Genomic DNA, 13,072 nt, shown 5'->3' with positions numbered 1-13,072 from the left:
TAATCGTTATTTATAAACTAGTTACACAATATTTATTATCTAAAAATTAAGGAAACAATTATTATGTCTGCTCTTTCTGTGGCTAAATTTGGAGGGACTAGTGTTGCAGATTATGAAGCAATGCAATCCTGTGCAAAAATTATTATATCTGATCCGAATACTCGTGTAGTAGTACTCTCTGCTTCTGCTGGTGTAACAAATTTACTCGTAGAGCTTGCTAGAGGCTGCGACATAGAAAAACAAAAACAATTAATATCAGAGATAACAAAAATTCAAGAAGCGATATTAATTAAATTAAAAGATAGTTCAAAAATAAAGCTTAAAATTGACCTTATCTTAAAAACTATCGAAAACCTTTCTGAAGCGGCAAATCTTGCTACATCACCCGCACTTACTGATGAATTAATTAGTCAAGGTGAGATGATGTCAACCTTAATTTTTGTTCAATTACTTGCAGAACTTAACATTAAAGCTACTTGGATTGATGTAAGAACAATCATTACAACTGATAGCCAATTTGGTAAAGCAGTTCCAAATGATGAAGTCACACAGAAAAACAGTGATCTTATTTTAAAACCATTAATTAATGAAGGTGAATTAATCATTACACAAGGTTTTATAGGTAGAAACTCTGAAGGAAAAACGACAACCTTGGGTCGAGGTGGAAGTGACTACTCGGCAGCATTGCTTGCTGAAGTGCTTAATGCAAAAAATGTATTAATTTGGACTGATGTTGCGGGTATATACACTACTGATCCACGAATTGTTAAAAATGCCAAAAAAATAGACACTATAAGTTTTTCTGAAGCTGCTGAAATGGCTACTTTTGGAGCAAAAGTTTTACACCCAGCAACATTACTACCTGCGGTAAGAAGTAATATTCCTGTTTATGTTGGTTCAAGTAAATCTCCAGAAGAAGGGGGAACTTGGGTGATTAGCGATCCACAACCAAGACCAACATTCAGAGCTATCGCATTAAGAAGAGAACAAACATTACTTACATTAACAAGTTTGAGTATGCTACATGCTCAAGGTTTTATAGCACATATCTTTTCAATATTAGCAAAACATAAAATATCTGTTGACACTATAACAACATCAGAAGTGAGTGTAGCCTTGACATTAGATCTAAAAGGTTCAACATCTTCTAAAACGGAATTACTTTCTCCTGAATTATTATTAGAGTTGGAAAAAGTGGCTAACGTTAATATTGATACAGGACTCGCTTTGGTTGCTTTAGTTGGAAATAATTTGCATACATCAATAGGAATTGCAAAACAAATTTTTAATGCTATAGATCAATATAATGTAAGGATGATAAGCTACGGAGCAAGCCCAAATAATGTATGCACTCTAGTTTCTAGCGGCGAAGCTGATGATATTGTTCGTATATTACACAAAAAATTATTTGAATAATATACGCTATAATTCTTAATAAAAACTAACTAGAATAGATAGCTTTTTATCAGATAAAATGCGAAGAAAATGATTTTTTACGTTGAGATTCATATCGGAAAATAGTAAAGTAGCCGATTGTTCGTTATTACTAAATAAACCAAAGCTAAAAGGCGGAGTATATGGGAAAAAATGTTGTTATCTTAGGCGCTCAATGGGGTGATGAAGGTAAAGGCAAAGTTGTTGATTTACTTACCGATCGTACTAAATATGTAGTACGTTATCAAGGTGGTCATAATGCGGGACATACACTAATTATTAATGGCGAAAAAACGGTTCTTCGTCTTATTCCATCAGGTATTTTACGAGATAATGTTACTTGCTTAATTGGCAATGGAGTCGTACTTTCTCCATCTGCTTTAATGCAAGAAATGGGGGAACTAGAAGCTCGTGGCGTAAACGTACGTGAACGCTTACTAATTTCAGAAGCCTGCCCTCTAATTCTTCCTTATCATGTAGCAATGGATAAAGCCCGTGAAGTCGCTTTAGGTAAAAAAGCAATTGGTACAACCGGCCGCGGTATTGGCCCAGCATACGAAGATAAAGTCGCTCGTCGTGGATTACGTGTTGGTGATCTATTTGATCGTGAAGCATTTGCTGAAAAACTTAAAAATATTTTAGAATACTATAATTTCCAACTTGTAAATTATTACAAAGTTGAAGCGGTTGATTATCAGAAAACACTAGATGAAGTTCTTGCTGTTGCGGATATCATCACTGGAATGGTAGCAGATATAACAACAATTATTGATACCGCTCGTAAAAATGGCGATAACATCTTATTTGAAGGTGCTCAAGGCACAATGTTGGATATCGATCAAGGTACTTATCCTTATGTAACTAGTTCAAATACTACCGCTGGCGGCGTATCTACCGGATCAGGATTAGGGCCTCGTCATATTAATTACGTTCTAGGTATTGTAAAAGCCTATTGTACTCGTGTCGGTGGCGGACCATTCACTACAGAATTATTTGATGAAGTAGGACAAGAAATCGCTCGTAAAGGTAACGAATTTGGGGCAGTAACAGGACGCCCTCGCCGTTGCGGTTGGTTTGATGCTGTCGCAATACGTAGAGCTATTCAAGTAAACTCTATTTCAGGTTTCTGTATGACCAAACTTGACGTGCTTGATGGATTTGATGAAATCAAAATATGTGTCGGTTATAGAATGCCAGACGGAAAAATTGTTGAATATGCTCCTCTAGCAGCAAAAGACTGGGAAGGAGTTGAGCCGATCTATGAAACCTTACCTGGTTGGACAGAAAATACCTTTGGTATTACAGATGTCAATGCTCTTCCAGAAAATACTCGTAATTATATTAAGCGTATTGAGGAAGTGACTGGTGTACCTGTTGATATTTTATCAACTGGTCCAGATCGTGTACAAACAATGATATTGAGAGATCCTTTTGAAGAATAGTTACTTTTCAAAATAACAGTAAAACAAAAAGAACCGCCTAAAGTGCGGTTCTTTTTTTCTAATGTTTATATGATAAAAGAATAACTATGCTGCAACCATTACCATTGCAGGACGAATGACTCGACCATTTAACAAATAGCCTTTTTGCAACACAGTAGTAATTTGATTTGTTTCAAAACCTTCTGTTGGTTGCATTGAAATCGCTTGATGTAGATCTGGGTTAAACACATCACCAACAATACCAACTGGTTCTACACCAAAACGCGCTACTGTTGACAATAAGCCTTTTAAGGTTAAATCAACTCCATCAACCAAAGCTTTAATCGCTTCACCTTCTACATTTTCAGCGGTCATTAAAGCCCTTTCTAAATTATCAATCGTTTCTAATAAATCTTTAGCAAATTTTTCTAAAGCAAATTTATGTGCCTTTTCCACATCTTGTTCGGCACGACGACGCATATTATCAATCTCAGCTCTTGTTCTCAGTACAATTTCTTGCTCTTTCTTGCTCGCTTCTTGTAATTGTGCTTCTAATTCTTGAACACGAGCAATTGCCTCTTCCAAAACATCTTGTTCCTCATCATTTTGAACATCAATATTTTGAGTGTCTTCAACCTCACTTTCAACAGCTTCCATTGCCTCACTTTGATTATTTTCTTGTTCAAGATCTAAATTATTTTCATTATCAATCTTTTGCTCTTGTTCTGACATTCTTTTCTCCATTTATCAAAAAATTTGAGGTATTGTAACAAAAAACATAAAAATTAACAGTTTCATCATTCAGAATAACTAGAAACTGATATGCTTTATGTGTAATATAACGACTAATTTTCTTAATTCAAGAGTAGTTCATCTACTATAATGTGGAATTAATATGCTTAAGCATAATTTTAATAATAACGAATTACATATTTCTTTTCATACAATAGGACTTCTTGGTAAACCACGCCGAGATACAACCTTACAAATGCACAAGAATTTGTTTCAATGGCTTTCAGAAAAAGGCTATCAAGTTCTCGTAGAATACGAAATTGGCAAAATGTTATCCTTGCCAGAAAAACATCTTGCGAGTATTGAACAAATAGGTGAACAAGCTCAACTTGCTATCGTCATTGGTGGTGATGGTAATATGCTAGGAAGAGCTAGAATCTTAGCAAAATATAACATAGCACTGATCGGAATTAATCGTGGTAATTTAGGTTTTTTAACTGATATTGATCCTAAAAATGCTTATGCCCAACTGGAATCCTGTCTAAAGGATGGTGAATTTTTTGTAGAAGAACGTTTCTTACTGGAAGCTTGTATCGAAAGAGAAGGTAAAATTATTGCCACAGGTAATGCTGTAAATGAAGCGGTTATTCACCCAGCTAAAATTGCTCATATGATCGATTTTCATGTTTATATCAATGGTAATTTTGCATTTTCACAAAAATCAGATGGTCTGATTATCTCAACGCCAACAGGCTCAACAGCTTACTCCTTATCTGCTGGTGGACCGATCTTAACCCCAAAACTTAATGCCATTTCTCTTGTTCCTATGTATCCTCATACCTTATCATCAAGACCATTAGTGATTGATGGAGATAGTCAAATTTCTGTTCGTTTTGCAGAATATAACTCATCACAATTAGAAGTAGGTTGCGATAGTCAAATCACCCTTCCGTTTACACCTGATGATATTGTACATATTAAAAAAAGTAATGATAAACTTTGCCTATTACACTTAAAAAATTATAATTATTACAATGTATTATGTAGTAAATTAGGCTGGCTAAAACACGGAGCATAAAAATTATAAAAAAAACTTTACTGTATATAAAAACAGTTGTAAACTGTCATCATATACAGTAAAGGAGTAGTTATGCTTACACAATTAACTATTAATAATTTTGCTATTGTTCGCCAATTAAATATTGAATTATCTCAAGGAATGTCTGTTATCACAGGGGAAACGGGAGCTGGTAAATCCATTGCCATTGATGCTTTAGGTGTATGCTTAGGACAACGTACTGAAAGTTCAATGTTACGAGAAGGGCAAGATAGAGCCGATATTTGTGCTAGTTTTCAAATAAAAACGGATAATCCAGCTTATCAATGGCTGCAAGAACATGAACTACAAGATACAGAAATTCCCGAAAACTGTATTTTACGTCGTATTATTAATTCAGATGGGCGTTCGAAAGCTTTCATTAACGGTATTCCAGTTTCAGTAAATTTACTCAAAGAAATTGGACAATTTCTCATTCAGATCAATGGTCAGCACGCCTCTCAGCAACTATTAAAAAATGATCATCAACTACAACTTATAGATAAATTTTGTGCACATAATCACCTTATAAAAAATATGCAAGAAAGCTACCGCACTTGGAAAGATTTACAACTTCAAGTGAAAACTTTCCAACAAAAATGTGCTGAAAATGAAGCTAAAAAACAGCTTCTACAATATCAAGTAGAAGAACTTGATCATTTCGCTTTAAAAGAAAACGAATACCTAGAATTAGAAGAAGAGCATACTCGACTTTCAAGTAGTGAAGAACTTACTGCTTTATCACAATCAGCCTTGCAATTATTAAGTGAAAATGAAAGTGTCAATATTGATACACTACTCTATAAAACAGCTCAATATGTCACTGAATTATGTCTATTAGATCAAAATTATTCTGATGCACAAAAAATGCTGGAAGAGGCCCTTATTCAAATTCAAGAAGCCACTAGCGAAATTCAACATTTATCAGCTAATATTGAACAAGATCCAACGAGATTACAAGAAATTGAACAACGTATTGGACAAGCTATTCAATTAGCTAAAAAACACAATATAAAACCAGAAAATCTTGTTAAATTTCATCAAGATCTTAAAGATCAGCTTAACTCTCTTATTGATTTTTCAGAAAGCGAAGAAAAACTAATTAAACAAGAACAACAGGCTTATAAAGCAATGCAAAAAAATGCCGAAAATCTTTATAAAAGTCGCTTACAAGGTGCAGAGAAACTAGCACAACAAGTAACAAAATCAATTAAAAAATTGGCAATGGAAAATGCAGAATTTTCAATCGCTGTAAATACCGATAATAGTAAAATTACCGCTAATGGTGCTGATAATATTATCTTTAATTTACGTAGTAATCTCGGGCAATCAGCACAACCACTCGCAAAAGTCGCATCTGGTGGCGAGCTCTCTCGTATTGCACTAGCCATTCAAGTATTAACCTCGGATCAATCCTCTATTCCAACCTTAATTTTTGATGAAATTGATGTCGGTATAAGTGGAGCTACCGCAAACGTCGTCGGAAAATTATTACGCCATTTAGGTGAAAAATGCCAAGTTATTTGTGTTACCCATCTGCCGCAAGTCGCCTCTTGTGGACATCATCATTTTTCAGTAGAGAAACTAACTGTTGATAATAAAACAGAAACTAAAATGACCGCACTTTCACAACCACAGCGAGTAAAAGCTCTCGCTAAATTACTCGGTGGTAGTAAAATCACAGAAAGTGCATTAGCAAATGCGGAAGAGTTATTAAATTTAGTTGCCTAACAAACTTTCATTTCTACACAACCATTCCCAAGAACTTTTCGAAAAAACTTGGGAATGTTTTTGAAGTGCAATTTGGATCTAAAATAGTAACCGAAGTATTGGATAATGCCACTAAAGCAAAGCACATAGCCATTCGATGATCATTATAGGTTTCAATTTCTGTTTCTTTAAATCTATCTAACTCAAGTGGTTGAATACGAATAAAATCTTCCCCCTCTTCTACCTCTGCACCAATTTTACGTAATTCCGTTGCCATTGCAGTTAAGCGATCTGTTTCTTTTACTCGCCAGTTATAAATATTGCGAATCACAGTTTCTCCTTCTGCAAATAACGCCGTAGTTGCAATCGTCATTGCCGCATCAGGAATATGATTCATATCCATATCAATGCCTTTGAGTGCTGATTTCTCCGCTTGAATAAAATCCTTTCCCCAAGTGATTTTTACCCCCATTTTTTCCAATACATCCGCAAATTGTTTATCACCTTGAATTGAATTTTTGCCAATTCCTGTCACTTTTATTTTCCCTTTAATCGCACCAGCGGCTAAAAAATAAGAGGCAGAAGAAGCATCGCCTTCTACCATATATTGTTTCGGAGAAATGTAACATTGCTGACCTTTGACAAAAAATCGTTGGTAATTTTCATTAATTACCTCTATCCCAAAATCTTTCATCATCGCTAGAGTGATGTCAATATAGGGTTTAGACACTAACTCGCCTTTTATTTCTATTTCGAGATCACTTTCAGCCAAAGGAGAAACGATTAAAAGTGCGGTCAAAAATTGCGAAGAAATTGAACCATCAATTTGTACTTTTCCCCCTTGGATACCTGTATTACGAATAACTACTGGTGGATAACCTTCATTTTCAAAATACTCAATATTAGCGCCAAGTTGATGTAATGCGTCAACAAGATGTTTTATTGGCCGTTCCTTCATTCTAGGTTCGCCCGTCAAAATAATTTCACTAGGGGTATGCCCTTTTAAACATAATACGGCAGCTAAAGAACGCATTGCGGTTCCTGCGTTTCCTAAAAACAATGCAACACCATCTTGCCATTGCAAAACACCACCTTTTCCTTCAATTTCACAGGTAGTTTTATCTTTAGAAAGTTGATAATTTACCCCTAAATGTTTTAAGGCATTAAGCATATGGCGAACATCATCACTATCTAATAAATTTGTTACTGTTGTTGTTCCTTTAGCAAGAGCAGATAGTAGTAGCACCCGATTAGACAGGCTTTTTGAACCCGGTAAATTAATTTCTCCTTCCATTCTTGAAATTGGTGCTAATTTGATTTTTTCCATTATTATCGTTTCCTTATGATTAATCTTTGCTTTACTGCGTTGCTAAAATAATTATTTTTTTTAAAATTGCAGTAAGTGCGGTAAAAAATTTCGTATTTTCTTCTGGTAAACCAATACTCACTCGTAAATGATTAGGTAGTCCATAACCCGCAATAGGTCTTACAATCACCCCTTCACGTAATAAATCCTCATAAATTTTGCTAGCAGGTTGTTTAAAATCAATAGTAATAAAATTAGCTTTTGACGGGATATAGTGCAACTGATGTTTTAAACAAAAATCCTCATAACGTTTCATTTCAAGACGATTATTTTCTGCCACTTTTTTCACAAATTCATTATCATTAATGACTGCTATCGCAGCGGCTAATGCCAATGAATTACAGTTAAATGGTTGGCGTACTCGATTCAGTAAATCTGCAATTTCAGGGTGAGATACCGCATACCCAATACGCAATCCAGCTAAACCATAAGCTTTAGAAAAAGTGCGACAAATGATCAAATTAGGGTATTGTTTAGCTAAAGCGAAAGAATTTATTCTTTCTTCAGGTGCGGTAAATTCTGTATAAGCCTCATCTAATACCACGATAATATGCTCAGGTACTTGAAATAAAAAATGTTCAATTTCAGATTGGCTTAAAAAATTGCCTGTCGGGTTATTTGGATTTGCAATATAAATTAATTTTGTTTTCTGATTAATTACTTTTAAAAATCCAGATAAATTATGACCCCAATTTTTTGCTGGCACTTCTCGTGCAATCGCATTAATCGCTTTCGTCACCAAAGGATAAACAATAAATGCGTATTGAGAATAGATAATCTCATCTTGTTCACTTGCAAAGGTATGAGCAAATAATTCAAGTAAATCATTTGAACCATTGCCTAAGGTGATTTGACTCATATCCAAATCAAATTTTTCCGCAATAGCCTTTTTTAACTCAAAACCATTTGAATCAGGATAACGAGTAAGATCATTTAATTGTTGAATAATAGCTTGTTTCGCACTTTCAGGAAAACCAAATGGATTTTCATTCGAAGCCAGTTTAACGATATTTTGAATACCAAGTTCCCTTTCTAATTCTTCTATTGGTTTGCCCGCTTGGTAAGGAGAAAGCGATTTAACGCCCTCATTGGCGATGTTGATAAATTGCATATTTATTCCTTTTTTATTTTTATAATGTATTTTCTTTTATATGATGATTACTTTTTAAAGATATTATGTTTTTTAAGATATTATGGAACAGATAAAATACGACTATTACATAAATCATCACTCTCAAAATAAGTCATTTCCCCAGCTTGTCGATTTGGGATAGGAAAAAGTCTCACAGTAAGAGGTTTATTTAAACGAAATGCCATCGTCCCAGTATCTCGCATTAACGCCGCTATTTTTTCAGCAGAAGTATTTTCTGGAATAGGCACGGTATCTAATCCTATACCACAAACAGCACTATAAGTTAATAATGATCGAATATCAAATTGAGAATTTTCTGTACCAGTTGCTAATCCTATATCTTCAACTACTGCAAGCATTAATCCAGAGAAACCAACCAGAGGGGTATTCTGAATTGATTTAAATACCTTCGTCAATAATGAAGAAATCTCCACCGTACCAGCCGCACCAAAATAAGGTACATTCATTAATTGATATACTTCTGTCATTGAGGCACAATTTTTCGATGGTGCAGCAGAGCTATCAACTCCAACAAATTTAAAATTTCCCGATAATTTAACCGCATTTATAGCAGATAGCACTTCATCAATATGATATTGTAAAGCTTCTAACATCTTCTCATAACATTCCTTTAAGAACTTATTATGATTATCTTTGGGAATATCTTTCAATACCTTAACCAAAAGATCCGGTGTTTCAAATCCAATAACAAAGCCATTTTCAAGATTACTGCGATGATAACTCGCGGGGAAATAAGGGATAAAGGGTTTACAATTAAAATTAACTGTAAAATTAAAATTTCCCTCCCCTCTCGGTGTTATCTCGGCAATTTTTTTTACTGCTTGAGCTGATTGCTTAATGAACTGATCATTTAATATGCCATTCTCATCAATATCTATATTTACACAAGCATTACAGAGATCGCCATAATCTTTAATTAATTCGGGTAATAATGCTATTTCTTGAGAAGTTTTAGCTTCTCCAATAGCAAATCGCACTCTTAGTCCACGTTCATTTAATTTTGAGAGTAAAGATTTAAGATAAGCAAGATCACTTTTTGCCGTTTCTAAAGAACTAAGATTTAAATATTCGCCAAAGGGATTCGTAACAATACGAATCGTTTGAACCTCATAACCTTTTTGCTGAATGCTAGGCACAAGTAAATCAAATTCTTTTTTTGCTGTATATAATATAGTTTCCCAAGTATCTCGGTTATTCGTTAACGATAAAAAAAGTGTGATAGTTCTTACTCGACATAATGATTTATTTTTATAGCTCATCTTATTTCCCCATTTCTCTATAAAAACAAAGGACACAAATCATTGTGTCCTGATTTATCTGATAATAACCTATTTCTAATTATTTTCCGCCTCAAATTTTTTCATAAATTGGATCAATGCTTGAACCCCCTCAATTGGCATTGCGTTATAAATAGAAGCTCGCATACCCCCTAATACTTTATGGCCTTTTAATGCCTGTAATCCTGCTTTTGTGGCTTCTGCAACAAATTTGGCATTAAGCTCATCATTGCCAGTAGTAAAGGTAACATTCATTAAAGAGCGGTTATTTTTTACCACATTATTTTTGTAAAATGAACTTTCATCTAAATATTGATAAAGTAAATTAGCTTTTTCTTGATTACATTTTTCAACGCCTTCCAATCCACCTTGTTTAAGAAGATGTTTGAATACTAAAGAGCATAAGTACCACGCAAATGTCGGTGGAGTATTAATCATTGAATCACTTTTGGCTTGCACTGCGTAATTCCAGATTGATGGTGTTTCTTGACGAGCATTACCAATTAAATCTTCACGCACAATGACAATAGTAATCCCTGCTGGTCCTAAATTTTTCTGAGCTCCAGCATAAATGATTCCAAACTGACTAATATCTATTTTACGAGAAAGAATGGTGGAAGACATATCCGCAACCAATGTTGTATTGCCTACTTTAGGAATATCAAAAATTTCTACACCACTAATGGTTTCATTTGGACAGTAATGAACATAATCATACTGTTCGGCAATATCCGAGAAATCTAAGCGATTAATCTTTAATTCTGGATCTTGATCTAAAATATTAATTTCATCAATTTCACAAAATAAGCGTGCTTCTTTAGCAGCAGTTGCTGACCAATGCCCACTTGTTAAATAAAGTGCTTTATTTTTCTTACCAATTAAATTCATTGGAATGGCTGCAAATTGTCCTCTTGCCCCTCCTTGTAAGAACAGAATTTTATAGTTCTCAGGAATATAATAAAGTTGACGAAAATCTTGTTCTGCTTGCGTAATAAGATCCATAAAAAGCTTACCACGATGACTCACTTCCATTACCGAAGTTTGTTGTTCCTGCCAATTCAACAATTCTGCTTGAGCTTGTTGTAATACTTCTTTGGGCATCATTGCAGGACCTGCACTAAAATTGAATACTTGTGTCATTCTTTACTTCCTAATATTGAGTTAATATTTATCAAATTAATTTGTTATTTTTAGCATTTACACTAATGCTAATCAACTTCATTTTTTCAAATTATGGTATTTTTTGATTTTATTCTCAAAAATACAATGAATACTTTGACGGTTAGAGAAAAAACGACTAAATTATACGGAGTTTGTTTTTATCAACTTAGATGAGAGAAAAATATGGAAGCAGTGAATAAACAATCTTTCCAAGAAGTATTGGAGTATGTGCGTATGTATAGACAAAAAAATAAACTACGTCGTGATATTGAGGATAATAATAGAAAAATTCGAGATAACCAAAAACGTATTTTATTATTAGATAATCTTAATCAATACATACGCAATGATATGACAATTGATGATGTTCGTGCAATTATCGAAAATATGCGTGATGATTACGAAAACCGTGTTGATGATTACGCAATCCGCAACGCTGATCTTTCTAAACAACGCCGTGAAATTAGTGCAAAAATGAAAGATAAGAAAAAAGAGCATGCTGAATTATTTTCAAAAGTAATGAAATAATATATTAAAGCGATAATTTTAAAATTATCGCTTTTACATATTAAATTCACTTCATTTGGCTAAACTTTCACCTCTTAAAATAAATAAAAAGATTGCAACTAGTTTTTTGTGATACAGATCACATTATTTTATTTGTATATCCTTTAGAATACACCCCTTTTGTTTATTTTAATTATATAAAATATTTCAAGTAACTATCTCAATAATAAGGAGTCTTAATGACTATAGGGATTATCATAGCTACTCATGGTGTCGCAGCAGAGCAACTGCTTAAGACAACTGAGATGTTAATAGGTGAGCAAGATAATGTTGCTACTATTGACTTTGTTTCAGGAGAAAATGCTGAAACAATCATTTCAAAATATCAAGAAAAACTTGATAACACATTATCACATTGTGATGAAATTTTATTTCTTGTTGATACTTGGGGTGGCAGTCCATTTAACGCAGCAAATCGAGTTTCAGAAGGTAAAGAGAATATGGACGTGGTAACAGGCGTCAATGTTCCAATGCTAGTAGAAACATTTATGGGACGTGATGATAAACCAACGCTAAAAGAGCTAGTAAATATAGCTCTTGAGACAGGTCGTATGGGTGTTAGAGCATTAAAATATGAAGAAAAAACCATAGAAACAGCACCAGTCGTAGAACAAACGCAAAATCAAGTGGAACAAACAGAGCCTGCAAAAGAAGGTAACCTTGTTGTTGGTCTTGCTCGTATTGATGATCGTCTAATCCATGGTCAAGTCGCAACCCGTTGGACAAAAGAAAGCCGAGTAAAACGCATTGTTGTTGTAAATGATGATGTAGCAAAAGATGAAGTGCGTTCAAGTATGCTTAAAAGTGTTGCGCCTCCTGGTGTAACTGCTCATGTTGTTACGGTTGAAAAAATGATTCGTGTTTATAACAATCCAGAGTACGCTGATGAACGAATGATGTTACTTTTTACTAATCCAACTGATGTAGTCAAACTACTCAAAGCTGGCGTAGATATGAAGTCTATCAACATTGGTGGTATTGCCTATAAAGATGGTAAAAAAATGATTACCAGTGCGGTATCCGTTGATGATAAAGACATTGAAGCATTTAAAGAAATTGATGCAATGGGTATCGAGCTTGATGTTCGTAAAGTATCAAATGATAGCCGTCAATATATGATGGATCTATTAAAGAAAAATAATCTAATTTAAGGAA

11 protein-coding genes are annotated in these 13,072 nt (G+C 34.1%); 6 read left to right on the top strand and 5 right to left on the bottom strand.

Going from position 1 to position 13,072, the window contains the following annotated elements; all coding sequences use genetic code 11:
• The first annotated feature begins 63 nt into the window (after positions 1–63).
• Both lysC and purA read left to right on the top strand, forming a co-directional pair.
• The gene (lysC, locus tag EV697_RS01455; RefSeq protein ID WP_132021814.1) at positions 64–1,416 is read left to right on the top strand and encodes a lysine-sensitive aspartokinase 3; all 1,353 of its coding nucleotides are present in this window, start codon (positions 64–66) and stop codon (positions 1,414–1,416) included.
• Between the two features lie 161 nt (positions 1,417–1,577).
• Positions 1,578–2,876, top strand: coding sequence for an adenylosuccinate synthase (purA, locus tag EV697_RS01450; RefSeq protein ID WP_132021813.1), 1,299 nt, complete (start codon positions 1,578–1,580; stop codon positions 2,874–2,876).
• Between the two features lie 84 nt (positions 2,877–2,960).
• On the opposite strand, the gene grpE is transcribed toward purA, so the two are convergent.
• On the bottom strand, positions 2,961–3,587 hold the full coding sequence (grpE, locus tag EV697_RS01445; protein WP_132021812.1) for a nucleotide exchange factor GrpE: 627 nt from the start codon (positions 3,585–3,587) through the stop codon (positions 2,961–2,963).
• Between the two features lie 163 nt (positions 3,588–3,750).
• Here grpE and EV697_RS01440 point away from each other — a divergent pair, with 163 nt between their 5' ends.
• Positions 3,751–4,665, top strand: a complete 915-nt coding sequence (locus EV697_RS01440) for an NAD(+) kinase (RefSeq protein ID WP_132021811.1) — start codon at positions 3,751–3,753, stop codon at positions 4,663–4,665.
• Positions 4,666–4,737: 72 nt separating this feature from the next.
• A complete protein-coding gene (gene recN, locus EV697_RS01435) occupies positions 4,738–6,414 on the top strand; it encodes a DNA repair protein RecN (protein WP_132021810.1) in 1,677 nt (558 codons plus the stop codon).
• A gap of 13 nt (positions 6,415–6,427) precedes the next feature.
• On the opposite strand, the gene aroA is transcribed toward recN, so the two are convergent.
• From aroA to serC, 4 genes are all read right to left on the bottom strand, one after another.
• Positions 6,428–7,720 (bottom strand): 3-phosphoshikimate 1-carboxyvinyltransferase, encoded by a 1,293-nt coding sequence (aroA, locus tag EV697_RS01430; protein WP_132021809.1) that lies wholly within the window; start codon positions 7,718–7,720, stop codon positions 6,428–6,430.
• Between the two features lie 31 nt (positions 7,721–7,751).
• The gene (gene hisC, locus EV697_RS01425) at positions 7,752–8,870 is read right to left on the bottom strand and encodes a histidinol-phosphate transaminase (protein ID WP_132021808.1); all 1,119 of its coding nucleotides are present in this window, start codon (positions 8,868–8,870) and stop codon (positions 7,752–7,754) included.
• A gap of 80 nt (positions 8,871–8,950) precedes the next feature.
• The gene (locus EV697_RS01420) at positions 8,951–10,171 is read right to left on the bottom strand and encodes a DUF711 family protein (protein ID WP_132021807.1); all 1,221 of its coding nucleotides are present in this window, start codon (positions 10,169–10,171) and stop codon (positions 8,951–8,953) included.
• Positions 10,172–10,246: 75 nt separating this feature from the next.
• Positions 10,247–11,329 (bottom strand): 3-phosphoserine/phosphohydroxythreonine transaminase, encoded by a 1,083-nt coding sequence (serC, locus tag EV697_RS01415; RefSeq protein ID WP_132021806.1) that lies wholly within the window; start codon positions 11,327–11,329, stop codon positions 10,247–10,249.
• A gap of 204 nt (positions 11,330–11,533) precedes the next feature.
• Between serC and EV697_RS01410 the strand changes: the two genes are divergently transcribed.
• Positions 11,534–11,878, top strand: coding sequence for a DUF496 family protein (locus EV697_RS01410; RefSeq protein WP_132021805.1), 345 nt, complete (start codon positions 11,534–11,536; stop codon positions 11,876–11,878).
• Between the two features lie 218 nt (positions 11,879–12,096).
• Positions 12,097–13,068: a PTS mannose transporter subunit IIAB gene (gene manX, locus EV697_RS01405; protein ID WP_132021804.1), complete on the top strand. Its 972-nt coding sequence runs from the start codon at positions 12,097–12,099 to the stop codon at positions 13,066–13,068.
• Positions 13,069–13,072: the final 4 nt, after the last annotated feature.

Source organism: Bisgaardia hudsonensis (genome assembly GCF_004345785.1).
In the GTDB taxonomy this organism is placed as follows: Bacteria; Pseudomonadota; Gammaproteobacteria; order Enterobacterales; family Pasteurellaceae; genus Bisgaardia; species Bisgaardia hudsonensis.
Note: the sequence above shows the minus strand (reverse complement) of the source record. Positions and strands in the feature narration are given on the sequence as shown.

Coding starts and splice junctions, on each gene's coding strand:
- lysC (WP_132021814.1), top strand. CDS start 64: ATGTCTGCTCTTTCTGTGGCTAAATTTGGAGGGACTAGTGTTGCAGAT.
- hisC (WP_132021808.1), bottom strand. CDS start 8,870: ATGCAATTTATCAACATCGCCAATGAGGGCGTTAAATCGCTTTCTCCT.
- EV697_RS01440 (WP_132021811.1), top strand. CDS start 3,751: ATGCTTAAGCATAATTTTAATAATAACGAATTACATATTTCTTTTCAT.
- serC (WP_132021806.1), bottom strand. CDS start 11,329: ATGACACAAGTATTCAATTTTAGTGCAGGTCCTGCAATGATGCCCAAA.
- aroA (WP_132021809.1), bottom strand. CDS start 7,720: ATGGAAAAAATCAAATTAGCACCAATTTCAAGAATGGAAGGAGAAATT.
- purA (WP_132021813.1), top strand. CDS start 1,578: ATGGGAAAAAATGTTGTTATCTTAGGCGCTCAATGGGGTGATGAAGGT.
- grpE (WP_132021812.1), bottom strand. CDS start 3,587: ATGTCAGAACAAGAGCAAAAGATTGATAATGAAAATAATTTAGATCTT.
- recN (WP_132021810.1), top strand. CDS start 4,738: ATGCTTACACAATTAACTATTAATAATTTTGCTATTGTTCGCCAATTA.
- EV697_RS01410 (WP_132021805.1), top strand. CDS start 11,534: ATGGAAGCAGTGAATAAACAATCTTTCCAAGAAGTATTGGAGTATGTG.
- EV697_RS01420 (WP_132021807.1), bottom strand. CDS start 10,171: ATGAGCTATAAAAATAAATCATTATGTCGAGTAAGAACTATCACACTT.
- manX (WP_132021804.1), top strand. CDS start 12,097: ATGACTATAGGGATTATCATAGCTACTCATGGTGTCGCAGCAGAGCAA.